The organism is Actinoplanes sp. NPDC051861, assembly GCF_040681145.1.
In the GTDB taxonomy this organism is placed as follows: Bacteria; Actinomycetota; Actinomycetes; order Mycobacteriales; family Micromonosporaceae; genus Actinoplanes.
Genome location: NZ_JBFAYE010000024.1, coordinates 36,265 through 62,581 on the forward strand (window position 1 = coordinate 36,265; position 26,317 = coordinate 62,581).

22 protein-coding genes are annotated in these 26,317 nt (G+C 71.8%); 16 read left to right on the top strand and 6 right to left on the bottom strand.

Annotated features, from left to right (window positions below):
* Positions 1–26: 26 nt before the first annotated feature.
* The 4 genes from AB0M02_RS39335 to AB0M02_RS39350 all read left to right on the top strand — a co-directional run bounded on the left by AB0M02_RS39335 (position 27) and on the right by AB0M02_RS39350 (position 5,664).
* Positions 27–935 carry a 5'-3' exonuclease gene (locus tag AB0M02_RS39335; protein ID WP_364236821.1) on the top strand — a complete coding sequence of 303 codons (909 nt, stop codon included), beginning with the start codon at positions 27–29 and terminating at the stop codon, positions 933–935.
* 104 nt (positions 936–1,039) lie between these two features.
* On the top strand, positions 1,040–4,084 hold the full coding sequence (locus AB0M02_RS39340; protein WP_364236824.1) for an EAL domain-containing protein: 3,045 nt from the start codon (positions 1,040–1,042) through the stop codon (positions 4,082–4,084).
* Between the two features lie 80 nt (positions 4,085–4,164).
* Entirely contained in the window at positions 4,165–4,833 is a 669-nt protein-coding gene (locus AB0M02_RS39345; protein WP_364236826.1) for a GNAT family N-acetyltransferase, read from the top strand.
* 9 nt (positions 4,834–4,842) lie between these two features.
* Complete coding sequence (locus AB0M02_RS39350) at positions 4,843–5,664, top strand: SAM-dependent methyltransferase (RefSeq protein WP_364236828.1); 822 nt, start codon at positions 4,843–4,845, stop codon at positions 5,662–5,664.
* On the opposite strand, the gene AB0M02_RS39355 is transcribed toward AB0M02_RS39350, so the two are convergent.
* Entirely contained in the window at positions 5,661–7,622 is a 1,962-nt protein-coding gene (locus AB0M02_RS39355; RefSeq protein WP_364236831.1) for an ATP-binding protein, read from the bottom strand. The genes AB0M02_RS39350 and AB0M02_RS39355 overlap by 4 nt on opposite strands.
* A gap of 104 nt (positions 7,623–7,726) precedes the next feature.
* Here AB0M02_RS39355 and AB0M02_RS39360 point away from each other — a divergent pair, with 104 nt between their 5' ends.
* The 9 genes from AB0M02_RS39360 to AB0M02_RS39400 all read left to right on the top strand — a co-directional run bounded on the left by AB0M02_RS39360 (position 7,727) and on the right by AB0M02_RS39400 (position 19,533).
* Positions 7,727–8,245, top strand: coding sequence for a hypothetical protein (locus AB0M02_RS39360; RefSeq protein ID WP_364236833.1), 519 nt, complete (start codon positions 7,727–7,729; stop codon positions 8,243–8,245).
* Positions 8,246–8,267: 22 nt separating this feature from the next.
* Positions 8,268–9,029 carry a hypothetical protein gene (locus AB0M02_RS39365; RefSeq protein ID WP_364236836.1) on the top strand — a complete coding sequence of 254 codons (762 nt, stop codon included), beginning with the start codon at positions 8,268–8,270 and terminating at the stop codon, positions 9,027–9,029.
* Between the two features lie 73 nt (positions 9,030–9,102).
* The gene (locus tag AB0M02_RS39370; protein ID WP_364236838.1) at positions 9,103–10,680 is read left to right on the top strand and encodes a CHASE3 domain-containing protein; all 1,578 of its coding nucleotides are present in this window, start codon (positions 9,103–9,105) and stop codon (positions 10,678–10,680) included.
* Positions 10,681–10,739: 59 nt separating this feature from the next.
* Positions 10,740–14,972, top strand: coding sequence for a polymorphic toxin-type HINT domain-containing protein (locus AB0M02_RS39375; RefSeq protein ID WP_364236840.1), 4,233 nt, complete (start codon positions 10,740–10,742; stop codon positions 14,970–14,972).
* A gap of 16 nt (positions 14,973–14,988) precedes the next feature.
* Positions 14,989–15,456, top strand: coding sequence for a hypothetical protein (locus AB0M02_RS39380; protein WP_364236842.1), 468 nt, complete (start codon positions 14,989–14,991; stop codon positions 15,454–15,456).
* An 84-nt stretch (positions 15,457–15,540) separates the two neighbouring features.
* Positions 15,541–15,792, top strand: a complete 252-nt coding sequence (locus AB0M02_RS39385; RefSeq protein ID WP_364236844.1) for a hypothetical protein — start codon at positions 15,541–15,543, stop codon at positions 15,790–15,792.
* Positions 15,793–15,847: 55 nt separating this feature from the next.
* On the top strand, positions 15,848–16,507 hold the full coding sequence (locus tag AB0M02_RS39390) for a nucleotidyltransferase domain-containing protein (protein WP_364236846.1): 660 nt from the start codon (positions 15,848–15,850) through the stop codon (positions 16,505–16,507).
* Positions 16,508–16,636: 129 nt separating this feature from the next.
* Positions 16,637–16,828: a hypothetical protein gene (locus tag AB0M02_RS39395; RefSeq protein ID WP_364236848.1), complete on the top strand. Its 192-nt coding sequence runs from the start codon at positions 16,637–16,639 to the stop codon at positions 16,826–16,828.
* On the top strand, positions 16,795–19,533 hold the full coding sequence (locus AB0M02_RS39400) for an AAA family ATPase (protein ID WP_364236850.1): 2,739 nt from the start codon (positions 16,795–16,797) through the stop codon (positions 19,531–19,533). The genes AB0M02_RS39395 and AB0M02_RS39400 overlap by 34 nt, the downstream gene beginning before the upstream one ends.
* A gap of 3 nt (positions 19,534–19,536) precedes the next feature.
* Here AB0M02_RS39400 and AB0M02_RS39405 read toward each other — a convergent pair whose 3' ends face one another.
* Entirely contained in the window at positions 19,537–20,718 is a 1,182-nt protein-coding gene (locus tag AB0M02_RS39405; RefSeq protein WP_364236852.1) for an acyl-CoA dehydrogenase family protein, read from the bottom strand.
* Positions 20,719–20,833: 115 nt separating this feature from the next.
* Between AB0M02_RS39405 and AB0M02_RS39410 the strand changes: the two genes are divergently transcribed.
* Genes AB0M02_RS39410 through AB0M02_RS39420 form a run of 3 tightly spaced genes read left to right on the top strand, consistent with a single transcriptional unit; the run spans position 20,834 to position 23,876 of the window.
* A complete protein-coding gene (locus AB0M02_RS39410) occupies positions 20,834–22,366 on the top strand; it encodes a GGDEF domain-containing protein (protein WP_364236855.1) in 1,533 nt (510 codons plus the stop codon).
* Between the two features lie 14 nt (positions 22,367–22,380).
* Entirely contained in the window at positions 22,381–23,199 is an 819-nt protein-coding gene (locus tag AB0M02_RS39415) for a hypothetical protein (RefSeq protein ID WP_364236858.1), read from the top strand.
* The gene (locus AB0M02_RS39420; protein ID WP_364236861.1) at positions 23,193–23,876 is read left to right on the top strand and encodes a hypothetical protein; all 684 of its coding nucleotides are present in this window, start codon (positions 23,193–23,195) and stop codon (positions 23,874–23,876) included. The genes AB0M02_RS39415 and AB0M02_RS39420 overlap by 7 nt, the downstream gene beginning before the upstream one ends.
* A 115-nt stretch (positions 23,877–23,991) precedes the next feature.
* Here the strand turns inward: AB0M02_RS39420 and AB0M02_RS39425 are convergent, their stop codons facing one another.
* From AB0M02_RS39425 to AB0M02_RS39440, 4 genes are all read right to left on the bottom strand, one after another.
* Positions 23,992–24,582 (bottom strand): GNAT family N-acetyltransferase, encoded by a 591-nt coding sequence (locus AB0M02_RS39425; RefSeq protein WP_364236864.1) that lies wholly within the window; start codon positions 24,580–24,582, stop codon positions 23,992–23,994.
* A complete protein-coding gene (locus AB0M02_RS39430) occupies positions 24,557–25,108 on the bottom strand; it encodes a sigma-70 family RNA polymerase sigma factor (RefSeq protein ID WP_364236867.1) in 552 nt (183 codons plus the stop codon). Before AB0M02_RS39430 ends, AB0M02_RS39425 begins: the two co-directional genes overlap by 26 nt.
* Positions 25,109–25,113: 5 nt before the next feature.
* The gene (locus tag AB0M02_RS39435; protein ID WP_364236870.1) at positions 25,114–25,791 is read right to left on the bottom strand and encodes a hypothetical protein; all 678 of its coding nucleotides are present in this window, start codon (positions 25,789–25,791) and stop codon (positions 25,114–25,116) included.
* A gap of 99 nt (positions 25,792–25,890) precedes the next feature.
* Positions 25,891–26,307 (bottom strand): hypothetical protein, encoded by a 417-nt coding sequence (locus tag AB0M02_RS39440; RefSeq protein WP_364236872.1) that lies wholly within the window; start codon positions 26,305–26,307, stop codon positions 25,891–25,893.
* Between the last annotated feature and the right edge of the window lie 10 nt (positions 26,308–26,317).

A 26,317-nucleotide genomic window follows, 5' to 3' on the forward strand; every position in this document is an offset into this window, starting at 1 on the left:
GGGCCGGGGGCGTTAGGGTGTTGCGGGTGACGCGACCACTGCTGGCAGTCGACGCCCCCAGTCTGTACTTCCGTGCCTTCCACGGCATCCCGGAGAAGGCAGCCCAGACCGAAGCCGGTGAGCCGGTCAACGCGATCCGCGGCTTCATGGACATGCTCGCGCAGCTGATCCGCACCCGGCAGCCGGACCGGGTGGTGTGCGCGCTGGACGCGAGCTGGCGGCCGGCCTGGCGCGTCGAGCTGGTCCCGTCCTACAAGAAGCACCGCGTCGCGCACGGTGACGTCGAGGAGGTGCCGGCCTCGCTCGAGCGGCAGGTGCCGGTGCTGCTGGAGGTGCTGGCGGCGATCGGGATCCCGGCGTTCGGCGTCGGCGGTTACGAGGCGGACGACGTGCTCGGCACGCTCGCGACCGGGCAGCCGTCGCCGGTCGAGGTGGTCTCCGGCGACCGGGACCTGTTCCAGTTGGTCGACGACGCGCGCGGGACCCGGCTGCTCTACTGCGGGCGCGGCGTGGCCAAGCTGGAGGACGCCGACGAGGCTCTCGTGCAGGCGAAGTACGGCGTGCCCGCCCGGTGGTACGCGGACTTCGCCGCGATGCGGGGCGACCCCAGCGACGGCCTGCCCGGTGTGGCCGGCGTTGGTGAGAAGACGGCCGCCCGCCTAATCGAGCGGTACGGCGGGGTCGAGCAGATCCTCGCGGCCCTCGACGACGCCGACGCCGGGTTCGCACCGGGCGTGCGCACCAAGCTCGACGCCGCCCGGGAGTATCTCGCCAAGGCCCTGCCCGTCTGCAAGGTCGCCCACGACGTGCCGCTGCCGGACTTCGACCCGGCGCTGCCGAAGGCGCCGCGCGACCCGGACGCCCTGCTCGCCCTCGCCGAACGCTGGAACCTCGCCGGGTCCGCGCGCCGGCTGGTGGACGCGATCTCCGCCTGACTCGGTTGCGGAACGGGTGCGGCCCGCGGACCGGGCTCAAGTCGGCGGCGGGGACTCCGATACGGCGGGTCGGCAACCCCGCCACCTGACGATCGGAGTCCGCGATGTCGACGCGAGCGGTTCGCGCGGGCTTCGGCGCCTGGATCCTGGCGATAACCGGCGTCTACTACGCGCTCCCGGACGCTCACCTGTACACGTGGGCCGCGCTGGGATATTCGTGCGCCGCCATGGTGCTGGTCGGTGTCCGGCTGAACAAGCCGGAGAACCGGGCGCCGTGGTACCTGATCAGCGCCGCGATCGCGTGCTTCACGACCGGCGACAGCTGGTACAACCTGGTGCTGGCGCTCGGGCGCGAGCCGGGCTTCCCGGGCTTCGCCGACCTGTTCTACCTGCTGGTGTACCCGCTGCTCACGGCGGCGCTGCTGATGTTCGTCCGGATCCGGGCCGGCGGCGGCACGAACCGCGGCGCGCTTCTCGACGCGCTGGTGCCCACGGTCGGCCTGGGCCTGCTGGCCTGGGTGTACTGGATCGCGCCGTTCACCCGCTCCGAGCACCTGTCGGTACTGGAGAAGCTGGTCTCGATCGGCTACCCGCTCGGCGACGTGCTCGTGCTGGCGATGATCCTGCGGATGCTGACCGGCGCCGGCAAGCGCGGCGGTGCCGTCACGACCCTGGGTGTCGCCATGGTCGGCCTGCTGGTCTCGGACGTCTTCTACGGCCAGTCGCAGCTCAACAGCGCCTGGGCACTGGGCGGGCCGGTCGACCTGGGCTGGATCGTCTTCTACAGCCTGATGGGCTACGTCGCGCTGCAGCCGTCGATGCGCTCGCTGACCCGGCCCGCGGGCCCGGCCCGGACCGACATGGGCCGGCACCGGATCTTCTGGATGGCCACGGCGGCGCTGATCGCACCGGCCGTGCTGGTCCTGGAGTACCTCGGCGGCCACCAGGTGGAGATCGAGCGGGGCGGCGTCATCGACGCGCCGGTCATCGCCGCGGCCGCCGCCGTCATGTTCCTGCTGGTGCTGGGACGGGTCGCCGACCTGGCTCTCGCCCAGCGGCAGGCCGGCAGCCGGGAGCGGGCGCTGCGGGAGGCGAGCGCGCGGTTGTTCGCCGCCGCCACCGACGTGGACGTGGCCGACGCGGTCCGGCACGCGACCGCCCGGATCATGCCGGACGGCGAGGCCTACCACCTGGACCTGGTGCCCGAGGTGATCCGCGGTGAGGCGGCGAACGAGATGCGGCTGATGCCGGCCGCTGAGGTCCCGCACGGCTCGGCGGGTGGTTTCGCGTACGCGCTCTACGGCACCCAGCCGCTGCCCGACGGTGGGTACGGAGTCATGGTCGTCGGCGCCTCGGAAGCAGTGTTGCAGGCGGTACGCCCGTCGTTCGAGGCGCTGGGCACGCAGGTGGCGTCGGTCCTGGAGCGGATCGCGCTGACCGCGGAGGTGAGCCGCCGGGATGCCGAGGGCTACTTCCGTACGCTGATCCAGAGCGCCGCCGACGTCATCCTGATCCTGGAGAACGACGGTGTCGTCCGCTACGCCAGCCCCTCCGCCGACGCGCTGTTCGGCCGAGGCGACCTGGCCGGCTCCCCGTTCGCCGACCTGATCGCCGCCGACTCGCAGGAGGCGCTGCGGGAGGTGTGGACGCGGATCGAGCGGTGCGCCGGCGATCTGGACGGCATCGATCTCGCCGCGGATCGCGGCGGCCGGCGGGTGGAGATCGAGGCGGATCTGCGCGATCTTCGAGAAGATCCAACGGTACGCGGACTCGTGATCACCCTCCGCGACGTGACCGAGCGGCGGCGCCTCGAGGACGACCTGACCCACCAGGCGTTCCACGACTCCCTGACCGGCCTGGCCAACCGCGTGCTGTTCAAGAACCGGCTGGAGCAGGCGTTCAGCGTGGCCGTCCGCGACGGTGCCACCCTCGGTGTGCTCTTCGTCGACCTGGACGACTTCAAGGAGGTCAACGACACGCTCGGGCACGCCGTCGGCGACCAGCTGCTGCTCGCCGTGGCGCAGCGGATCTCCGCGGTGATCGGGGCCGGCAGCACCGCGGCCCGGATGGGCGGCGACGAGTTCGCCGTGCTGGTCGAGCAGAGCGACAGCGCCGACGCGGCCGAGGACCTGGCGGCGGTGCTGGTGGCCGCGCTGGCCGAGCCGATCGAGGTGACCGGCGCCGACGGAACCGTGCACCAGGTCAGCGGCGCCTCCAGCGTGGGCGTCGCGACCAGCCGGGACGCGGAGAACGCCACCGAGCTGCTGCGCCACGCGGACCTGGCCCTCTACCTGGCCAAGGGGCTCGGCAAGGGCGCCTGGCAGCGGTACCAGACCGACCTGCACAACGCGATGGTGCAGCGCCTGGAGATGCGCACGGCGCTGCACGAGGCGATCGACGACGAGCAGTTCGTGGTCCAGTACCAGCCGATCACCGAGCTGGCGGACAAGAAGATCACCGGGGTGGAGGCGCTGGTCCGCTGGCAGCACCCGACCCGGGGGCTGCTCGGGCCGTACCACTTCGTGGAGGCGGCCGAGGAGAGCGGCGCGATCGTCGGCATCGGCACCTGGGTGCTGCGCGAGGCGCTGCGGCAGTTCGCCGAGTGGCGCGCTTCCGGTGAGGACACCACACTGCGTTACGTCAGCGTCAACGTCTCGGCCCGGCAGTTCCGCGGGTCCGACTTCGCCGACGTGGTCCGGCAGGCCCTCGCCGACACCGGCGCCCGGCCGGAGTGGCTGCTGCTGGAGATCACCGAGAGCCTGGTCCTGCGCGACGCGGACAAGGTCCTGGCCGATCTCAAGGCGCTGCGCGCCCTCGGCGTGCGGATCGCGATCGACGACTTCGGTACGGGCTACTCGTCACTGAGCTACTTGCGGCAGATGCCGGTTGATGTGCTGAAGCTGGACAAATCGTTCATCGACGACATCCTGCACAGCCGTCAGCAGCACGCGCTGGTCGACGCGATCGTCACGCTCGCGCACAACCTCGATCTCGCCGTCGTCGCCGAGGGCATCGAGGAGAGCGGCCAGCACACCGCGCTCGACACGATGGGCTGCCAGTACGGGCAGGGCTACCTGTTCGCCAAGCCGATGTGGCCGGCCGACATCCCGGCGCTCGCGGTGACGCCGCCGGCAGCCGTGACCGTGTGACGGATTTACGACTACGACCCCTGGGTGGTTAGACGGTTATCTACTGGCGCGAGACGGCGCGACGGGGCAGGGTCGCAGGTGTGCTGAACAACCCCGTGTGGGCCAGCCTCGCCGGGCCGCAGGCGTGTTTCGCCGAGGCCGCGGGCGACGCCGCCCGATACGTGCCCGAGATCTCACCGTTCTGCGCGTTGCGCGACCCGGCCGACCCGTCGGGCTGGCGCGACCTGGCGACGCTGACCGACCACGCGCTGCTCACCGGCCCGTCGATCACGCCGCTCGCCGGCTGGGAGACCGAGGAGGTGATGCAGGGCGTGCAGATGATCGGCCAGAGCATGACCGGCGTGGAGGACCCGGAGGCGGTCCGCCTCACCGAGCACGACGTGCCCGAGGTGCTCGAGCTGGTCGCCCGCGCGCAGCCCGGCCCGTTCCGCAAGCGCACCGTCGACATGGGCCGCTACCTCGGCATCCGCGACTCCGGCGGCCGGCTGATCGCGATGGCCGGCGAGCGGTTCCGGATGCCCGGCTGGACCGAGGTGAGCGCCGTCTGCACCGACCCGGAATATCGGGGGAAGGGCCTCGGCGCCCGGCTCACCATGGCCGTCGCCGCCGGGATCCTGGCCCGTGGCGAGCTGCCGTTCCTGCACGCGGTGCACGACAACGACAACGCCATCCGGCTCTACGAGCGGCTCGGCTTCGAGCACAGCGGCGACGTCATCTTCGCGTCGTACCGGTTCCGCGGGGTCGGCTGATCGGCCGGGTTGCGCGACGACCTTGCCGAACGGGACACTGCTGCCGTGACGGACGCTATCGCGGACAAACTGAACGTCGAGATCCCACACTCGGCCCGGGTCTGGAACTACTGGCTCGGCGGCAAGGACAACTTCGCGGCCGACCGGGCCGTCGGCGACCAGGTCAAGGCGGTCTTCCCGGAGATCGTCGACGCGGCCCGGCACACCCGTGCGTTCCTCGGGCGCGCCGTCACGTACCTGGCCGGCGACGTCGGCATACGCCAGTTCCTCGACGTCGGCACGGGACTGCCGACCGCGGACAACACGCACGAGGTCGCCCAGCGGGTCGCGCCGGAGGCGCGCATCGTCTACGTCGACAACGACCCGCTGGTGCTCACCCACGCGCGGGCGCTGCTCACCAGCACGCCCGAGGGGCTCACCCAGTACATCGACCGCGACCTGCGCGACACCGGCTCGATCCTCGCCGAGGCTGCCAAGATCCTCGACTTCTCGCAGCCGATCGGGCTGATGATGCTCGGCGTCATGGGCCACGTCGAGGATCCGGCCGAGGCGCGGCGGATCGTCCAGGAGCTGGTCGCCGGCCTGCCGGCGGGCAGCTACCTGACGATGTCCGACGGCACCGCCACCAGCGAGCGGGTGATCGAGTCCCACCGGCAGTACAACGAGAGCGGCGCGGTGCCGTACCACCTGCGCGAGGTCGCCGACTTCACCTCGTTCTTCGACGGCCTCGACCTGGTCGAGCCGGGCGTGGTCCCGACGCCGCTGTGGCGCCCGGACTCCGACGACCGCCCCGACGTCGACGGTTACGCGGCGATGGGACGCAAGCCCTAACCCGCTTCCCCGCCCGCGACGGGCACTTTCATCACGAACACGGCGCCGTGCGGCTCCCGTGGGCGATAGCCGACGGTGACGCCGCCGGCCTCGGCCAGCTGCCGGACGAAGTGCAGCCCCAGGCCGGTGCCGGGTTTCGCCGTCGCCACACCGCTGTCCGCGCGCGCGAACCGGTCGAACAGGTGCGGCACGAACCCCTCCGGCACGCCCTCGCCGTGGTCACACACGTGGACCTCCACGGCGCCGGGAAGGGACTCCACGGCGATCTCGAACGGCGGCTCACCGTACTTGACCGCGTTGCTCATCAGGTTGCCGAGAATCAGTTGCAGGTGGACCGGGTCGGCGAATCCGGGCGCCTCCTCCGGGACGGTCACCTGGAACGCGACCTCGGAGGCGTTCACCGCCTCGCGGACGACGTCGCGCACATCGAGGTGTGCCGGGCGGGCCTTGATCGCGCCGGCGTCGAGCTGGGCCAGCGTCAGGATCTCGGTGAGGATGTGGTCCGCCCGATGCCCGGCGGCGGTCATCTGGCGCACGTACCGTTGCTTGGTCTCCTCCTCGATCCCCGCCCAGTCGTCCAGAAGCACCTCACCGCGGCTGACCACGCCGCTCAGCGGCTGCCGGACGTCGTGGGTGAGCATCGCGATGAAGTCGGTGGCCTGCTGCAGCTGCTCGGCACGTTCGGAGAGCTCGTCCTCGTGCTTGCGGCGCGCACGCTCCAGGGCGCGCCGCACGGTGACGTCGAGGATCTGGCTGACGAGATACTGCGGGCGCCGCTGATCGTCACGCAGGAGCGCGATGGTGATCTCGGTTTCCACCTCGTCGCCCTCGGCGTGGACGAATCGCTTGTCGATGTCGAAGCCGTCGATTACACCCGCCAGGCAGTCCCGCAGCTTGCCGGCCCCGATGTCCCGGTCGTCGGGGTGGACGAAGTTGCCGTAGCCGAACCCCTCCAGCTCGTCATCGGTGCGGCCCAGCATCTGCCGCATCGCCCCGTTGACGAGAATCAGGCGGCCGGTCGTGTCGCTGAGCGTCATGGCGACACGTGCGCCGTCGAACATCTTCCGGAACCGTTCCTCGCTGGCCGCCAGCTCGCGGCGGTCCCGGCGGGAGCGGCCCGCGGCCAGCACCACGAACAGGCCCACCACCGCCGCTGCCACGAGCGCCGCCCGGCGACCGCCGAGCTGCGCCTGGCTGAGCTCCATCGGTGCGGTGGTGACCACCCGCCACGGGGTCCTCGCCACCGGCTGCGACGCGAACTGCCAGGTCCGGCCGCCATGGTCGTACCGGCCCTCGGCCGCGCCCGCCACCGCCCGCGCCAGGTCCTGATCCAGCTCGTGGTCCGAAGCGACGATCGCACCGGTCGTGTCCAGCAGGTACACCTTCGCACCGCTGGCCGGCGCCACGGTGGACAGGTAGGCGCCGAGCGGAGTGTTCTGGATCTCCACCGCGCCGGAGAACACCCGGCGTCCGCGCTCCGTCTCGAACGGCACGGCAAAGCTGACCGTCGGCACGCCGGTGCCGGCCGAGGCGACAACCGGCGACAGCGCGACCCGCCCCTCCCCGATCGCCGTCTCCAGATGTGGATACCTCGCGGCGAGATCCTGGCCCAGGATCTCCGGCCGGTGCGGCGCGATGTGCAACACTCGGCCGTTCTCGTCGAGTAGAACCGCCGCGTCATGGTTGAAGGCGGCGACCACGCGGTCGAAGTCTTTCTCGTCGACGACCGGTTCGGCCAGGAACGCCTCCGCCTGCGCCCGTTCGCGTTGCGTCAGGTCGGTGACGTAACTGGTGGCGAACGACGCCACCCGTCGCATCTCCGCCGCGAGGTTCTTCCGGTTGCTGCGTTCCAGCCAGACCAGCCCGCCCGTCCCGACGAGGACCAGCACGAGCCAGACCACTGTCGGTAGCGCGAAGAAGCGCCAGAGCCGGGCATGGCCGAAATGGCCTAATCTCACGCCATATCATGACAAATAGCCGGTCGCGCCGTGCCGGAAAGTGTCATGGCGGCCGCCGGTTCGGCGGATGGCCAAGATCATCCGCGCCGGGCGAGGCTGGACGGATGATCAGCGGGGACATCGTGCCGTACACGGGAAAGCCGGCCCCCTCCTCCCCCAAGCGTCCTTTCGTCCTGTTCGCCGTGGTGGTGCTGGCGCTCTGCAGCGTCGGCATGATCGTCATCGGGATGATGGACCGGCCGGCCGAGCCGTCGTGGGCCACCGGGTCGCCGCTGGCCGGGCCCGCGTCCCCGCTGCCGTCGGTTTCGCCGTCAGCTGACGTTTCGCCGCAGCCCTCGCTGACGCGGTCTCCGCGGCGTTCGCCGTCGCCCTCCGCTTCCCGGCGGAGCACGAAGGCTCCCGCGAAACCCTCGGTCACCTCGACGACGCGCAAGCCCGCCAAGCCCACCACCGCGCCGGCCACCGCGCCCACCACACCGGTCGCCACCAGCGCCGCTCCGGCCGTGGCGACCCTGCTCGGGGACTGCGCCACCGAGGGCGCCCGGGCACAGACCTCCGCCGGCTGGCCGCTGGTCTGCCTCACCCGCCCCTGGGACCCGGAACTGCGCTGGCGCCTCGGCTGAGTAGTGGCGGCACGGTTCTATCGTGACCGCTGTGATGGTCGTCGCCACCGTGGCGTTCTGCTTGGGCGGCCTCCTCTTCGGAGGCGCCTTCATCTTCCTGGCTCTCAGCCTCAGTGACCTGCGCGCGCTCGGCACGCTGCGCCGGACCACCCCCACCCCGATCGGCGCCCGGTCGCGGGGCCGGGTCGCTCTCGAGGGCGTCACCGAGTACGGCCCCGCCGGCCGCCAGTTCGCCCCGGTCAGCGGCGAGGACTGCGCGTGGTACCACGTCGTGCTGCTGCGCGAGCCGAGCCGCCGGTTCTCCCGCGGCGACGACCCCGATCACGACGTGCTGCTCGACGTCGCGTCACCGGCCTGGCCGACCCTCGCGGACCACGGGGGCCGCCTGCCCGTCGACCCCCGGACCTGGACCGACCCGATCCTCGAAGAGCCGTCGGTGCCGGTGACCACCCGCCTGGAGCACCGTCTCGCCGCGCCCGTCCCGCTCCCCTCGATCGTCCCGCCCGACGTGGTCGCCGACCTTCGCAAGAGCGAGCGCCTGAGCCTCACCGAGGTACGGATCCCGCGCGGCACCAAGGTCTTCGCCCTGGCCCGGGTCAACGGGCGAGGTCTGGCTCCCCGTCGCTCCGGTGCCACCGTCTTCACGACGCTGAGCCGCGCTGAGGTGCTGACCTCCCGCAGAGAGAGCATGGGCATGGGCCGGCGCATGGCCGGCGGCTTCGGGCTCGCCGGCCTGGCCCTCATGGCCCTCGCCGTCGCCTACTTCAGGATCTTCCCGGGCTGAATCCTTCAGTCGATCAACCCTGAACCGATTCAAAGGCCGACAAAGTCTCCTGGCCTGCGAAAGGGTGTTGATCATGAAGTGGTTGCACCGTGTCACGACGCGGATGTTCGCCGCCTTCGCCGCTCCACTGGTGGTGCTCTGTGTCGTCGGCGCTCTGGCGCACCGCAACACGGACACCCTCGAGACCAACAGTGACCAGGTGACGCACACCTATCAGGTGCTCGGTGCGCTGGAGCAGATCACCGGGGCGCTGAAGGACGCGGAGACCGGGCAGCGCGGCTTCCTGATCACGGGTCACGAGACGTACCTGGCGCCGTACACCGCGGCGACCGAGTCCCTGTCCGGGCTGATCGACAACGTCGCGAAGCTGACCGCCGACAACGCCGTGCAGCAGGAGCGCATCGCCAAACTGCGGCCGCTGGTCCAGGCCAAGCTCGACGAGCTCGCCGAGACGATCGAGCTGCGCCGCACCGAGGGGTTCGCCGCGGCGCGTGCCGTCGTGCTGACCGACAAGGGCAAGGCGGTGATGGACCAGATCCGCACCGTGCTGACCGAGATGGCCGACGAGGAGGCCAGCCTGCTCTCGGTACGCGCCCAGTCGACCACCGACACCGCCGACACGTCTCGTACCGTCATCGTCTTCGGTGTCCTGCTCGCCGTCCTGCTGGTCGTCGGGATCGGCTGGCTGCTGGCCCGCAGCATCCTGCGCCCGCTCAACGGGCTGACCGAGCGGCTCGCCGAGATCGCCGACGGCGAGGGCGACCTGACCAGCCGGGTCGACGAGTCCCGCCACGACGAGTTCGGGGTCCTCGGCAAGGCGTTCAACCGCTTCGTCGCCAAGCTGGCCGGCATCATCGCCCAGATCGGCGACCAGGCGACCTCGCTCGCCGCGGCCAGCGAGGAGCTCTCCACGGGCACCCGCCAGATCGCCGGCTCGGCCGAGCAGACCTCCCGTGAGGTGGGCAGTGTCGCGGGCTCCACCGAGGAGATGAGCACCGCCCTGACCACCGTCGCCGCGGGCGCCGAGGAGATGGGCGCCTCGATCCGGGAGATCGCCACCAGCACCTCGGACGCGAGCCAGGCCGGCGCCGAGGCCGTCCGGGTCGCCGAGGAGGCCAGCCGCACCGTGACGGCGCTCGGCAACTCCTCCGCGGAGATCACCAACGTCGTCAAGTTCATCACCGCGATCGCGGAGCAGACCAACCTGCTCGCGCTGAACGCCACCATCGAGGCGGCCCGCGCCGGTGAGTCCGGCAAGGGCTTCGCCGTGGTCGCCAGCGAGGTCAAGGAACTGGCCCAGGAGACCGCGCGGGCCACCGAGGACATCAGCCAGCGCGTCGCGGACATCCAGCTCAGCGCGTCCGCCACGAGCGAGGCGATCAGCCGGATGAGCGAGATCGTCGCCCGCGTCAACGACTACCAGACCACGATCGCCTCCGCGGTCGAGGAGCAGACGGCCACCACCTCGGAGATGTCGCGCAACGTGGCCGCGGCCTCGTCGAGCAGCCAGGAGGTCTCCAGCAGCATCTCCACGGTCTCCACGGCGGTGACCGAGACGTCCACGGCGATCGCCTCGTCGGAGCAGGCGGTCGGCGAACTGGCCCGGATGAGCTCGACGCTGCACGGCCTGGTCGGTCAGTTCAAGTACTGAACCCTTTCCGGATCCGATGGCCCGGTCCGTAGCGCCTCCGGCGTGACGAGACTTGAGCCGTGGGCTCTGCGAAGGCGGTCGCCGGCACAGCCGCGGAACCGGCCGTCGCCCCCGCTCAGGGGACGGCGGCCGCTCCGGCTGTGGCGGGCGGCGACATTGCGCAACGGTCGCAGCCGATGGCCCGGCTGCGGACCCTGGCCGGCCGCCCGGAACAGATCACCGAGAAGACCGCGGCCGGCGTCTGGACCGAGGATCACCTGCGATACCTGGTCGGCCACTCCATCCAGTGGCACGCCAGCACACTGTTCGGTTCCCATTTCGACCTCCTCGTCGTGGTGCCCGGCCGGCTGCGGGGCAGGCTGACCGCGCAGCAGGTGGGCGAGGCGGCGGCCGCCGTGTTCGCCGCGGGCACCGGGCTGACGTTGCTCGACGGCGGCGCCGGACTGGCCCGTGAGGTGGCGACGACCGTCGAGTCCTACGAGCTGCTCGAACACCGGGCCTTCCGGGTCACCGTCGCCAGCAGCACGATGCGGCAGCAGGTCGCACCGGCCGCGTACGACGCGTTCCTCGCCGGCCTGAACGAGGATTTCGGGTTCGGCCTGATCACCGGGCCACTGATCGCGGCGGGATCCTTCGGCGAGGGCGGCGCGGGCGGCGCCCTCGGCACTCCGCCGCGGCCGGCCCGGCCCCGGAAGCCCGCACCGGCCGAGAGGAAGAGCACCGCGCCCGCCTGGGCCCACAGGCTGCTGGCCGAGCTGAAGCGGCGCCTGGCCGCCCTCCGCCGCGCCGAGCCCGGGGCGACCGACCTACCCGACGGCGTCGCCCTCGACGGCGGCGACCGGGTGTTCCTGCGCGTCTGGGTGGAACGCGGCGAGAGCCGCAACGACGGCTCCGCACCGCTGACCGAGGCGACCACGGCCGACGAGCTGATCCCGTACGTCCGGCGCGTCACGGCGGTCCTGCGCCAGTTCGAGCGCGCCGAACCACCGAGCGACGCCGAGGTCACGCTGGACGGCCCGGTGGACCTCCTCGCCTTCCCCGCCCGGCTGGAGCAGATCGACCTGCGGCCGGACCAGATCACCGTGACCGGCGCCCGCAACGAGTTCCGGATGGTGCTCGACCTCGACTACCGCTACGACAGCGGCAGCGGGCCCGCCAAGGACTACTTCGTCGCGTCGAAGCTCCACCAGCAGTACATCCACTACTTCTGGGAGGTCCATCCCGCACCTGCCGCCAAGGCGGGCGAGCCCACCGACTGGGCAAGCCGCTGGAACAGGCTCAGCGCGGCGAAACAACGGCCCGACGTGAGCCGGCCCGTCTTCCGGGCCGACGGCTCGGACATGGTCTCGCGAGTCACCTTCCCGGCTCCCGGCGAATACCTGGTGCGGTGCGTCACCGGCCACGCGCCGATCGGCGAGCACCGTCTGCGGCGCCGGTCGAGCGAGGCGTTCTACCCGGTCAAGGTGATCCCGATCAGGGAGGCGGGCGCGGCCGTGGCCGGCCGGCGGCCCGCCGCGACCCGGTTCGCCGAGACCGAGTTGGCGGCGATCCCCAAGATGCTGGCCGACCCCGGCCTCGACCCGGCCCGCAGGGAGATGCTGCTGGCCAAGCAGCGGGCCCGCATCGCCTACCTCGAGCGGCTCGGCCGCCGGGAACGCCAGAGCCTCGCCGAGAGCACGGCCGGCGAGATCAGGTACGCCGAGCAGCAGCTCGCCCTCGTGACCCGGCTGCTGGCCGCGCTGCCGACGATCGAGCGGGAGGCCGCCGACCACGGCGTGCGCCCCTCCGACCTGCTGATCGACCGCCCCGACCTGCTCGACCTCTACTGGTACCTGGCCGCCGACGGGCGCGCCGCGACCGGTTACCAGGAACAGCTCACCGCGGAGATCAAGAACCTCAGGCAGCTCGCCGGCCGCCTCGCCCAGTTCGACGACGTGTTCCAGTCCGGCTCGCCGTATCGCTACAACCTCGAGGCGGCCTTCGTCTCGCGGCTCACCGGCCAGACCTATCCCCTGACCCTCGCACTCGGCGAGGCACCGCGAAACGAGCGCGAGGGCAGGTCGTCGTTCGAGGCACCCGGTCCGGCGGTCGCGTACCGCCTGGTCGACGTCACCGCGACCGCGACGAAGCGGGAGTATCGCGGTGAGAGCTATCAGGGCGGCCCGGCGGGGCACCGGGAGGCGATCCGGCGGGCCTTCGAGGACTTCGGGGCGGAGGCGGTGTACGGCGAGGGCGTGCTCGCCGTACGCATCCCACCCGGCCCGGCCGGCGGCGGCGATCCGAACCACCCGGGCGCCGGGATGCACTACTACGACAGCGAGATGGGCGTCGTCCAGGAGGCCCTGCGGGTACTCGCCGTCGTGGCCGCGGTCGCCGGGGCCGCCGCCCTCATCGCGAGCGGCGCCGGAGCACCGGTGGCGGCGGCTGTCCTGGGCACGGTGGCGGGGGTGGCCGGTGCGGTCACCTCCGTACACAACATCGCCGAACGCTCCCGGCGCCGCACCCTGGCCCTGGACGCCGAATTGGCGCTGGACGTGATCGGCATCATCGGCGTCGTGCCGGCGATCGCCGGCACGAAGGTCGCCCTCGCCGCACGCACCGCCGCGGGATTCGAGCGGGTGGTGGTCACCGCCCGCTATCTGGAGATCTACGGCTGGGCCGAGGGCGGGCTGACGCTGATGCTGCTGCCGGTGGCGTTCGCGCAGGACGTCCAGCGGATCAAGGCGGACACCGAGCTGACCGACGACCAGAAGACGGTGATGATCGACCAGCTCAAGCTGGGCCTGCTGCAGACCGGGCTGATGATCCTGGGCTCGTCGGCGGCGTCCCGGGCCGGAGCCGTGGCCGGGGAGAACGCGGACCTCATGAGGCAGAGCCGCCTGCTCGGCATGGAGGACATCGACGAGTACCGGTCGATGCACGATCGCGGCTGGGTCGACGAGAAGGGCGCGTGGGCCGACCCGATCTTCGAGCTGAACACGGCGGCGAAGAAGCCGGGCGGGACCGAGACCCCGGCCGCCACCACGAAGCCACCCGCGGACGAGGAGGCGACGCCCGCCAAACCGGCGCAGCCCGCCGAGGAGAAACCGGCGGCGGGCGGGGATCCCGCGAAGGAGCAGCAGCGCCGGCGCCTCGGCGCGATCGAGGACGAGCTCGCGGAGGTGCGGCGGGAGCTGGCGGCCGTCAGCGCGCTCGAAGGGGAAGGCCGCCGAATCAGCGAAGAACGCGCCCGTCTCGCTCAGGAGCGCGAGAACCTCCCGGAGGTCAACAAGCGGATCAAGGCTCTGCGGGAACGGGCCAAGGAGATCAGGGACGAGCTCGCGACGCGCGACGCGGCGGCGACTCTGAACGAGCGCACAGCGAAGCTCGAGAAGCGGGCGAAAGTCATCAGGACCCAGCTGGATCCGAAGACTCGGGCCCCGATCCCGTGCTTCGAGGGCGACACGCCGGTGCACACGCCGGGCGGACGCGTCCGCATCGACACCCTCCGGGCCGGGGACCTCGTGCTGGCCCGGGACGGCACCGGACAGGTACTCCCCTGCCGGGTCACCGCGGTGCACCGCAACCGCACCCGGCACTTCTACCGGATCAGCACACCGGCGGGCGTGGTCCGGGCCACCGCCCGGCATCCGTTCCGCGTGGTGGACGAGGACGGCTGGGTCGCCGCCCGGGACCTGCGCCCCGGCATGAAGCTGGACACCCTGCGCGGTGCGCCCGCCGAGGTGCTCACCGTCGACCTCGACGACGACCTCGACGCGACGTCACACAACCTCACGGTCGCCGGCGCCTCGACCTTCTTCGTCGGCGAGGGCCTGCTCGTGCACAACCAGGATGTCTACGACATGGGCTTCGGCGGTGAGTGGATCATTTACCAGGGCACCAACGAGCGCTTCCCGGGCGTCGTCTACATCGGTCAGACAACCGAGCACACCAAGAAGGGTAAGGCTCGGGGCACCACCGCACGCGGGGGCGAACACCGGGAGGACGCCGCGAAGGAATGGGCCGCCCTGGAGGAGATCAGGAAGACCCGCCCGCTCACACCCGACGAGCTCGAGCTGCACCGCTTCTTCGACTTCATGAGGGATGTCGAGCTGAAGCCGCTCGTGAAAGGCATCCCGAACCCGGCGCTCGCCGATTACCTGGAACAATTCAACATGGATCTGGAACGGCAGCACCACGGCCCCAAGCGGCTGATCAACCGGATCAGGAAGATCACCAGCGCGAGCCACATGCGGGAGACGCTCGACAAGATCGCCGCCGACCCGAGGCTGGCACCCTTCTGCCCCAAGTGACCGGGAGGACCGGCAGATGTCATGGTGGGAAACCGTCAACGGGCTCTGGCTGGGCGACGCACCCGCCGACAAGGTGGCGAGCGCCCTGGGCACGGGCCGGCCCGCCCTCCCCGAGCTGCTGGCCGCGATCTCCGCCGCCGTCGAGCGCGCGCTGGGCACACCGGCGCCGGCTCGCGCACGGCTCGCCGACGGCACCGAGGTGACAGCGGCCGGCGTCACCGCTCCCGGCGATCTCGTCACGGCCTTGACCACCGCGTTCCGCGAGGCTTCCGGCGACTACCGGAACACCTTCGACCGGCCGCCGACGGCCCACGAACTGGCCAGGACCGTGCTGTTCGTGGTCGCCGCCGACCCCGCCGCGTACCTGCGCGATCCGGTCGAACCGGCCGAGATCACGATCGTCCCGGAGCCTGATCCCGGCAACTCTCACGGGCGAGAGAACGGCGATAGTGGTTCGAGAGGAGCCATTCATAAACTCCGATAGAAATCAGCCACTGTCGGAGGGAGACCTGTGCGCCGGCTAATCGCGCATGTAACGGCCGCAACCATTGCCGCAGGCGGAGTCGTCATGTTCACCGCCAGTCCGGCGGCCGCCGTGGACATCAACTGCGTCTCGTTCAAGAGCTCCATCTACTACGAGACCAAATGCAAGTCATGGGATCCGACGGCAATGTATAACGCCTGGATCGAATGCACGGACGGCGAGTATTTGAGCGGGCAGCTGAGAACCGTCGGGTTTGCCAACTCGTACGGCGGCGTCAGTGGCATCTCGTGCCTCACCCCTTACCGGATCGTCAGGGCCGGCACGAACAGGTACTGATCGCGGAGAGGACGCCTCGGCGACGAGGTTCGGGGGCTTGCGGGATCATGGCGCCATGGATCCGCTGATCGATGCCGCCGACCTCGTCGCCGAGCGCTTTCCCGACGCCACCTGGGCCATCCTCACCGGCAGCGTCATCGGGCCGCACCGGACCGCCGGCTCCGACCTGGACATCGTGATCCTGCGGGAGGACGGTCCCGGATACCGCGAGAGTCTCCGGTTCCGCGGCTGGCCGGTGGAGCTGTTCGTGCACACGCCTGAGCGCCTGGACGGCTTCATGGCGAGCGAGCTGGCCCAGCGCAAGCCGAGCACCCACCGCATGCTCGCGCACGGCGTCCGGCTGCTGGGCGAGCCGGGACCCTGGATCGAGCGGGGTGCGCGGGTGCTGAGGCAGGGCCCGCCGCCGCTGAGCGACGCCGAGCGTGACTGGCTGCGCTACTCCCTGACCGACGGGCTGGACGACTACGCACACGCCACCGACCCGGGTGAGCGGGCCGTCATAGCCGCGGGGCTCTGGACCGAGACCGCGAAGTCGGCGCTGTCGGTCGCCGGGCGCTGGGTCAGCGTTGGCAAGTGGCTGCTCCGTGAGCTGCGGGAACACGACCCGGAGTTCGCCGGCCGCTGGCTTGCCGCCCGGGACGAGCCGGCGGAACTCGCCGGGGAGGTCCTGGCCTCCGCCGGTGGTCCGCTGTTCGAGGGCTACCGCGCCGAGTAGGTATACCTATGCGGCCCAGACACCCCGTCTAAACCTCGCTGACCAGCGAAGATAGGTCACGGGTGCCGATGTGGCGACGTCCTTTCCGATCGAGACTTGATACATACCGATCGAAGGAGACACGCCATCATGATGCACCCCGACATGCTGCTGAACCTGGCCAACGACCGCCGCCGCGAGCTGATCGCGGAGTCCGACCGGGAGCGCCTGCTCTCGATGGCCCGCGCCGCGCGGCGGGCGAGGAAAGCCCGTACGGCGCGCGGACGTCCCGCCGGTACCCTGGCGTCGTGCGAACCATCCGCGGCGGTGCCGGCCCGGTGATGATCGGGCGGGAGAGCGAGCTGCGCCGGTTGGCGCAGCTCGCTTCGGCGCGACGGCCGGCCGTCGCGGTCATCGCGGGCGAGCCGGGCATCGGCAAGACCCGCCTCGTGCACGAGCTGCTGGCCCGGGTGCCGGGCGGGACCGTCGTGCTGGTCGGCCAGGCCGAGCCCGGTTCCCTCTCCCGGCCGTACGAGGTGTTGCTCGACGCCATCGACGGCCGCCCCGAGGTCGACGAGGAGCTGCTGGCGGCCCTGTCCGACGCCGAGCGCAGCCCGGTCGAGCGCCTGCACACCGGTCTCGCGATCATCAACGACCTGATCGGCGACTCCCCCGCGGTGATCGTCTTCGACGACCTGCACTGGGCCGACTCGGAGAGCGCGGCGCTGTTCGAGCGGATCGCCGACCAGCACGGGCCGCGGCTGCTCATCGGGACCTACCGGCCGGACGAGGTCACCCGCCGTCAGCCGGTCGCCGGGTTGCTGGCCCAACTGGAGCGCCGCCACGCCGTCACTCACGTACGCCTGGAGCGCTTTTCCGCGGCCCAGACCGCGGCCCTGCTCGCGGCAGTGACCGGTGCCCCCGCCCCGCCGCGTGCCGTGTCCGCGCTGCATCAGCGCACCGGCGGCAATCCCTTCTTCCTGGAGGAGCTGCTGCGCGCGATGCCCGGGCACGACCTGGAGGCGCTCGTCGACCAGCCGCTGCCGTGGAGCCTTGCGGACGTGCTGCGCCGCCACGTCGACGACCTCGACCCGGTCAGCCACCGGATCGCCGAGGCGGCCACCGTGCTCGGCCACCGCATCCTGTTCGACCTGCTCGCCGCGGTGACCGGTGCGAGCGAGGACGAGCTGATCACGGTGCTGCGCGACCTGGTCACGCGGGGTGTGCTGGTGGAGACCGGCGACGACGAGTTCGCGTTCCGGCACGCCCTGGTGCGCGAGGCGATCGCCGAGCAGATGCTTGGCCGGCAGCGGCGCCGGCTGCACGAGGCGGCACTGGACGTGCTGCTCAGCGGCGGCGCCTCCGACCCGGCCATGGTGGCGCACCACGCCCGCGGCGCCGGGCGTTACGACGACATGATCGCCGCCGCCCGCCGCGGCAGTGCGCTCTATCTGTCGATCGGTTCCGCCTACCAGGCGCTGCAGCTGGCCGAGATGGGCCTCGACGAGGCGCCCGACGACACCGAGTTGCTGGCCGCGGCCGCCCGCGCGTCGTGGCTGGCCGGGTTGCTGGACGACGCCCAGCGCCACGCACGGCGCTGGCGTGACCTCGCGGACGCCGCGACCGACCGGGCCGAGTCGCTGTACCTTCTGGTCCGCATCGCCTGGGAGGCCCGCGAGACCGGCGCGATGCGCGGCCTGACGCACGAGATCGAGACGCTGATCGCGCAGCTGCCGCCGGGCGCCGCCCAGGGCCGGGCGATGACCGCGATCGCCCAGTCGTCGTACCTGCGGGACGACCTCGAGGCCGCCCTGCACTGGTCCGGGCGCGCGATGGCGCTGGCCGACGAGTTCGGCCTGCCGGACCTGCGCCGGGCCGCCCTGCTGGAGAAGGGCTCGGCGCTTGTCGAACGCCCGCACAGCAACGCCGACGGCCGCCGGATCCTGTCCGCGCTCGCCGACGAGGCCGAGAAGGCCGGCGAGTGGGTGCTGGCCGCCCGCGCGCTGAACACCGTGGTCCTCGGTGCCCCGCCGACGTCGCCGGCCGAGCACGCCCAGGCCCTGGAACGGATGCGGGTCAACGCCGAGCGGGCCGGGTTCGAGTCGCTCGCGGAGGCCAGCTACTTCCAGGGGCGGGCCCGGCTGGCGATGCGCAACGGCGACCTGAGCGCCGCGATCACGGCCCTCGAGGAGGGGCGTACGCAGGACCGCAGCTACCGCCGCCGTGGCCGCTGGGCCGACTACCACGGCGTCTTCCTGGCCGGCCTCTACCTGGAGGCCGGCGACCTGGACCGGGTCGAACAGGTGATCACCGATCTGACGGCGGTGCCCAACAACCCGCCGACCACCATCCCAGGGCTCGAGTTCCATCTCGCCTGCCGCCTCGGCGACCTGCCCCGTGCAGAGCGGGTGTTGGACGACCTGATCGCCGAGATCGCCCTGCAGACGTGGCGCAACAGTGAGCAGGCCCACGACCTGATCTCCGCCGCGCTGGAGCTCGGCCTGCCGGCGGACCGGATCGACCTGATGGCCGCGACGCTGCTCGACCACGACGAGCGCGACGCGTACCGGACCCTGGTCGAGGCGCAGCTCGCGGAGGCGCACGGGCGGCACGCCGAGGCGCTGGCCGGCTACCTCTTGCTCACCGAGCCGCACGCGCTGGGCCCGGCGGTCCGGGGCACCGTGCACGTCGGCGCGGCCCGCTGCCTGCTCGCGGCCGATCGGCGCGCCGAGGCGGCCGCGCAGGCGGACGAGGCGACGGTCCTGCTGGACGGATGGCGCGGCTGGCGGGTGGCGCAGCTCGCCCAGGTCCGCGCCCGGCTGGGCATGGCTCCGGCCGACGCGCCGCCCGCGGTCTCCGGCCCGGCGGCGCTGACGCCACGCGAGCGAGAGGTCGCGGTGCTGATCAGCGACGGTCTGACCAACACCGAGCTGGCCCGGCGCCTGTTCATCTCGCCGAAGACCGCGGCCGTGCACGTCTCGAACATTCTGCGCAAGCTGGGCGTCTCGTCCCGCACCGAGGTGGGTGACCTGGTCGGCCCGCGCTGAGCCTCAGAGCTGGCCGTGGTTCGGCGGCAGCACGTCGGCCAGTTCGTAAGCGGCGATGTGGTGATATTTCCAGTCGAGCGGGTCGTGGACGCTGTGGGTGCGAGCGTTGCGCCAGTGCCGGTCGAGGTCGTATTTCGAGGCCGCCGAACTGGTCCCGCAGAGCGTGAAGAGTTCGGAGCCGGCCTCCACCGCGATCTCGCTGCCGAAGGCTTTCGCGGCCGCCACCGCGAGCGAGCCACGTGCGGCGGCGTCGGCGTCAGCCGGGACAAGACCAACTTCTTCAAGGGTACGCGCGGCGGACTCCAGCAGCGCTTCGGCAGCCCGCACCCGGCTCGCCAGCCGGCCGTAACGGTGCCGCACGTGCGGGTCGCCGGCGGCTGACGTGGCACCGGAGCGCACTGCCTCGCTGGACGGGCGCGCCTTCTCGCGCAGGTAGTCGCGCGCGTCGCTCAGGGCCGCCCCCGCGATGCCCACCTCGATCGCGGCGTGCACCAGCTGCGCGCGGGCACCGAGCTGCTGCGGGACGGCATACGCGTCGGCGTACGCGATACGCAGTTCCGGCTCCACCGGCACCTGTGAGAACGTCGCCGTGCCGCTGATCGTCGCCCGCTGGCCGAGCATGTCCCAGTCGGTGTCGACGTGCACCCCGGCGGCGTCGCGGGCCACGAACGCCAGCACCAGGCGGCCGTCCTCGTCGAGCGCGCTGACGGCGATCCACGCGCTGGTCAGCGCGCCGGTCGTGTAGTACTTGACCCCTTCGAGCAGCCCACCGGTGATCCGGGTCCGGAGGTCCTGGGCGTGCTTGCCGCCGCGCTCCGCGAGGCCGTTGCCGAGCCGCTTGCCGGCGAACACGTCGCCGTAGAGCCGCTTGCGCGCCTCCGGCCCGCCGTGCACGGCGAGGACGTCGATCAACAGGAAGTGGCCCTGGGGAACCTGGGCGATCGCCGGGTCGGCGGACGCGATGATGCGGACGACCTCGGCGAGGGTGCGCGGGCCGAGCCCCGGCCCACCGTCGGCGGCCGGGATGGAGACGGCCAGCAGGCCGGATTCGTCGAGGGCGGCGAGCGCGTCGTGAGGTATCACGGTGGCGCCGTCCCGGTCACGCTGGATCGCGCCGGGTTTGAGGTGGGCGGCGAGCCGGTGGGCGGCCGCGACGGCCTCGTCATGCGTCTGTGGAGCTGCCATCCACAAATCCTATCGGTTAACTTCCGCAGGCTGAACCACCCTGCAACCAGCGCTTTCTCAAGTGCTCCCGGCGGGGACCGATCAACACCGCGTCGGCGAAGGCGAAGGAGGCACCGTGAGCACCTGGACTCGGCGTGTGCCGCCGCCACGCCATCGTAGAACGCCACCGCTGGGCTCGGCGTATCTCCTGCTCGCTGTCCTGTACGTGACGATGATGGTGTTCTCCGCGACCGCCCTGCTCGCCGGCATGGCCGAGTACGACACGGTCGCCGAGGTCGCCCGCTTCGCGTTCGGCGTGTTCGGACTGGTCGCGGCGGTCCGCGCGGCCCGGCTGCCGGCCCTGCCCGACCGGCTGCGGCAGGCCTGGGGTGCGGTCGCCGCCTGCTTCGCCGTACTGGTCACCAGCGCACCGCTGCTGGTCTTCCTCTACGAGCGCAAGGTCTCCTCGACAGCGGCCGACATCACCCACGTCATCTTCGTGGTGGCCCTGCTCGTCGCGCTGCAGCGGTTCCCGCTCGCGCCGATGAACCGCCGCGACACCTGGAAGACCGCCCTCGACGCGCTCACGGTGCTGGTCGGCGGCTCGATGGTGCTGTGGTACACCGCGTTCGACCCGTACGTCGACCGGCACGGCCTGTCCCCCAGCGTCGTCGTCAGCGGCGCCGTCTATCCGATCGCCGATCTGGCCCTGCTCTTCGTGGTCTCCCGGGCCCTGCTGCGCGGCGCCGACGACTCCGCCCAGCGCCCACTGCGCCTGCTGACCGCCGGCACCCTGGTGCTGTTCCTCGGCGACGCGGTGCACGGCTACCTCAGCAGCCACGACATGGCGGCGCAGAGCTCGTGGCAGTTCGTCTGCTGGATCACCGCGGACGCCCTGCTCGCGGCCGCCGCCGTGGAGCAGTCCCGGATCCGCCGCTCCGGCATCGTCCGCGACCTCGGCGACGGCTTCCGGATCGGCCGCTTCCTGCCGTACGTGGCCGTCGCGGTGGCGCACGTGCTGATGCTGGTCGCGGCGGTCCAGGACGGCGAGTTCTCGCCGTGGGGCGGGCTCGCGCTCGGCGGCGCCGCCCTCAGCGCGCTCGTGCTGTACCGCCAGACCCTGGTGCAGCGGGAGAGCGACGAGCAGGCCCGCACCGACGGCCTGACCGGGCTGGCGAACCGCTCGGTGTTCCGGACGACGTCGTACCGGTCGCTGGCCCGCAACGCCCGCACCGGACAGCACACGGCGATCCTGGTCATCGACATGAACGGGTTCAAGGAGGTCAACGACACCCTCGGCCACAAGTCGGGCGACCTCGTCCTCGTGGAGTTCGCGGAGGTGCTGCGGCGCGCCGTGCCGTCCCCGGGTGTGCCGTGCCGCCTCGGCGGCGACGAGTTCGCGGTGGTCCTCCCCGAGGTGGGGCGTGCCGAGCATGCGTACGACGTAGCCGGCCGCATCGCCGCGGCACTCGGCCCGGTGGCGGTGGACGGCCGCCTGATCACCCTCGCGGCGAGCATCGGCGTGGCCGTCTCGGCACCCGGCGAACTCACCCACGACGAACTCGTGCACCGCGCCGACCTGGCGATGTACCGCGCCAAGTCGCTCGGCCCCGACACCCGCTGGGCGATCTGGCAGGAATCGCTGGAGCCGCAACCCGCGGCGGCCTGACTATCATCGGTTCCTTGGAAGCGTTTCTCCTGCTCAAACCGGACTGCCTGCGACTCGGCCTGACCCACGACGTGGAGCGTGCCGTCGCCCGCGAACGCCTGCGGATCGGATGCCGCCACCCGGTCTCGCTCACCCCCGCGGACGTACGCCGGCTCTGGTCCGAGTACACATCCGACGGCAACGTGCTGACCTGTGCGTTCCTCGACCACTACCTGTGCTCCGGCCCGTCCGAGGTGCTCGTCCTGCACGGCCGCGACGCCTTCGCCGCCGCCCGCCGAGCGAAACGAGCGGTCCGCGCCCGCCACGCCGACGGCCCGTTCGCCAACGTGGTCCACGCGGCCGAACAGCCCGAGGAACTAACCCGCCAGGGCGCCCACCTCGCCCCGTGCACCTTTTCTCATGACACCGCCCGCTCCCATGACCCCGCGCGTTCTCACGACCCCGCGCCTTCTCACGAGCCCGCGCGGCGCCGGCCGAGCGGGTTCGACTTCCGCGCCACCGTGGACGTGCCGGCCCTCGTGGAGTCGCTCTGGCCGCTGTCGTTCCCGGTCGCCCCGCCGCCGTTCCGCCTGGACTCGTCCACGCCCGAGGCCGCCCTCCACCTCGGACCGGACCCCGCACACACCCTCGACTCGGCCGTGACCGCGGTCTGGCGCGCGCTCCCCGGCATCCCGGTCGCCGACGCCGTATCGCTGACCATGTATGCCGCACGCGTCGGCGGCTACCCGATCGCCGTCGGAGCCCGCGACGCCGTGGAGAAGTCTCACCAGGTGATGCGCGATCAGGGGATGAGCGCATGCGGCGTAGGACCGTATACCCTCCCCGGATGCTGACCCATGATCAGGCCGTGGATTTCGTCCGCCGATACGACGGCGTGCCACCCGAGATCCTGGCCGACGGCACCTGGATGCTCACGCGCCGAGCCTTCTGGCTGAGCCTGGTCGACGGCTCCGCCGAACCCGATCTGGTAGGCGCCCTCTTCGACGGCGAGGACGACGACCTCGAAGCCTTCGATGACCAGATCCGGTCATCGGGCCGCTGGCCGGTCGTGAACCTGGGCCCCCTCGCCGTGGTCCTGTGGCACGGCTACGAGTTCGAGGGCGGTTACGACTTCGTGGTCCTCCCACCCGGAACCGACCGCTGCGTCAGCATCGCCGCCGTCGAGGGCCACGGCCACGGCCCCGGCCTGTCCTGGCCGGAGGTGCAGCGCCTGGTCACCCACGCAACGGTGGCCACCCCAGAACAACGCCTCCTCCTGCTGCTACCCGCCCTAGGCGACGCGGAGACCCCCGACTCCGCCATCGACCAGGTGGCAGCCGCCCTCCTCACCGTGGGCAACACCGACTGCCCCCCGAAACTCGCCGAGGAAGCCGCCCGCCAGATCCTCGAGGACACCGCCCACTGGACCACCACCCACAACACCGTGACCTGCGACGCCGAATACGCCGTCCGCCGCCCGGGCGGCCTATCCCCATCCGACCTCCTACTGGTCACCCAAGCCCTCTCCTGACCACGCCCCGGCCCGCCGCTCAGATGAGGAGTCGGCGGCTCGGCTCCCCACGCGTGCCACAGCGCGCCGCTCAGGTCGGGGCCACCGGTGAACGCCGCGCCGTCGATCGAGGCGATCAGCTGGGCCGGGCAGTGGGAGTTCGTCGCGCACCGGCCAGCCATTCGTCGCGGGTGATCTCGTACTCCACCTCGCCCTCCTCCGCCCCCGGCAACGGATCGGTCCACTCGGGGTGGAACGTGCGCACATGCCGCATCCCCACCGCGGCCATCACACCGCGCGAGCCCGCGTTGACCGCCATCGTCTGGGCGATCACCCGCTTCTGGCCGGCCGTCTCGAACGCGTGGCCCAGCAGCACCCGGGACGCCTCGCTGGCGAACCCCTGCCGCCAGAACCGGCGGACCATCCGATAGCCCAGCTCGGCCACGCCCGGCTCCTCCGGCTTGTGCTCGCCGTGCGACGGCGGCAGCATCATCAGCCCCACGAAGTCCTCGCCGCGGAACGCCACCCAGTAGCCCAGCCCGTCCACCGCCCGCCCCTCGGACATCCGCTGAGCGTGCGCCTCCACCACCTCGTCCCTCGGCCGGGCCCGCCCGAACAGGAACCGCAGCACCTCGGGATCGGAGTCCAGCTCCACCTCCAGATCGAGATGCTCGTCGGCGAGCGGGAGAAGCAGCAGACGGTCACTGCGCAGGATCGGCTGAGGCATGGCCCTCACCCTCACACAGCCCGGACGGGACCGCGACGCCTTTACCGCCCGTGCGGTCCAGCTCGGCTCTCAGCCGCTCCCGGGCCCGGTGAAGCCGCTGCCGGACGGCCGCCGGACTGATCGCCATCGCCACCGCGATCTGCTCGGTGCTCAACTCCTCCCACGCCTGGAGCGTGAGCAGCTCCCGGTCGGCCGGACGGAGACGAGCGAGCGCCGCGCGGACGGTCGTCCCGGTGTCGGTCGAGTGCGCCTGGGTGGCCCTGACCTGCTCACGGAGCCGCTCCAGCAGCGCGGTCCGCCGGCCGCTGGCACGGCGGTGGTTGGCGAGCACCCCGCGCGCGACACCGAACAGCCAACCGGTCGCGTCGCTGTCGTCGGCGGGCAGCTCACCGGCCCGGCGCCAGGCGACCGTGAACACCTCGGAGACCAGATCGGCGGCGTCGACCGGCGCCTCGACGCGGCGCACCAGATATGCCAGCAGGCGTGGCCCGGCCTCGCCGGCGAGACGGGTGAACCGATCCTCCACGGACGTCACCGCCCCTCGCCGAACGCGTCGGCGCACTGCTTGCCGGCCTCGCCCACGAACTCCGCGTCGCCCCGCGCGGCGGCCTCGGCCACCTGCCGGATACCGTCCCGGACACCGCCGCCGTCGATCGCCGCCAGCTCGGCCCAGCCGGGTGCCTCCCGCAATGCACGCACCGCGTGATCGGCGCGCCCGGCGTCGCCGAGTCGGTGCGCGGACATCCACTCGAGCCGCCACGTGCACTGCGCGTAGAGCGCGAACTCCCCGCGGATCCCGGTCGCCTGTTTCAGGCTCGGCTGCTCCCTGCCCTGCTCGACGAACATGTCGGTGCGTGGCGCCCAGGAGTAGTCGGCCGGAAGCGGAATGCCCGAGGGCACCAGCCGCTCGACGGCCTGGCGATAGTCGGGGGCGTCGGTACGCAGCCACTCGCTCTCGTCGCTCTCCGAGGTGCGCGGCCCGAACCACCCCGTGTACGCCGAGATCGAGTCACCGAACGCCACCCCGCCCGCCGTGAGCGAGAGCAGAGCGGCCACCGACCCCACCAGGAACCGGCGGGTGTGCCGTCTCCGCCGTCCCCGCGTCACCTCCTCGGCGAGGCGCTCCAGCAGACGGGACGTGCCCGGCACCCCACCCGGCACGGGGTCGGCCACCCGCAGCAGCCGGTCGAGCTCCTCATCGGTCCCCACAGCGGCAACCGTCCCTCCCGTCGTCGGCGGCCATTCGCCGCCTTCAACGAGTACCTGTTCGGACCGTCGCCGTTTGTGACAGGAGGCCGGGACGAATTCTCAGTCGCTCAGCCACCCGGCGATCGACAGGACATCCGGCGTCACACCCACGGCGACGGTCAGCGCCGCAGCCGCCGCCCCACCGATCATCACGATCAGCAGCCCTCGGTTGCCACGGGCGTGCCGGGTCACCAGGAGCACCACCGAGGCGACAAACGACAGCCCGGCCAGCAGCGGCCCCATCGTCAGCGTCCACGTCACCGGCAGCGCCCACCCCCAGCCACCGGCCACATCGATTTCCGCGGTGAGCGCGTCGCCCGCCGAGGGAACGTAGAAGTATCCGGCGAACTGAGAGGCCCGCTTCAGCGCCAGGTAGACCGAGGCGGCGAACCAGAGCGCGAACGCACACTGAGCAGCAGCCAGCAGCCAACCTCCGCTCAACGGGCGGCGGAGACGAGACGATGTCGTGGCGGCCATCGGCGAATCC

Coding starts and splice junctions, on each gene's coding strand:
- AB0M02_RS39340 (WP_364236824.1), top strand. CDS start 1,040: ATGTCGACGCGAGCGGTTCGCGCGGGCTTCGGCGCCTGGATCCTGGCG.
- AB0M02_RS39360 (WP_364236833.1), top strand. CDS start 7,727: ATGATCAGCGGGGACATCGTGCCGTACACGGGAAAGCCGGCCCCCTCC.
- AB0M02_RS39370 (WP_364236838.1), top strand. CDS start 9,103: ATGAAGTGGTTGCACCGTGTCACGACGCGGATGTTCGCCGCCTTCGCC.
- AB0M02_RS39380 (WP_364236842.1), top strand. CDS start 14,989: ATGTCATGGTGGGAAACCGTCAACGGGCTCTGGCTGGGCGACGCACCC.
- AB0M02_RS39385 (WP_364236844.1), top strand. CDS start 15,541: ATGTTCACCGCCAGTCCGGCGGCCGCCGTGGACATCAACTGCGTCTCG.
- AB0M02_RS39390 (WP_364236846.1), top strand. CDS start 15,848: ATGGATCCGCTGATCGATGCCGCCGACCTCGTCGCCGAGCGCTTTCCC.
- AB0M02_RS39395 (WP_364236848.1), top strand. CDS start 16,637: ATGATGCACCCCGACATGCTGCTGAACCTGGCCAACGACCGCCGCCGC.
- AB0M02_RS39405 (WP_364236852.1), bottom strand. CDS start 20,718: ATGGCAGCTCCACAGACGCATGACGAGGCCGTCGCGGCCGCCCACCGG.
- AB0M02_RS39420 (WP_364236861.1), top strand. CDS start 23,193: ATGCTGACCCATGATCAGGCCGTGGATTTCGTCCGCCGATACGACGGC.
- AB0M02_RS39425 (WP_364236864.1), bottom strand. CDS start 24,582: ATGCCTCAGCCGATCCTGCGCAGTGACCGTCTGCTGCTTCTCCCGCTC.
- AB0M02_RS39440 (WP_364236872.1), bottom strand. CDS start 26,307: ATGGCCGCCACGACATCGTCTCGTCTCCGCCGCCCGTTGAGCGGAGGT.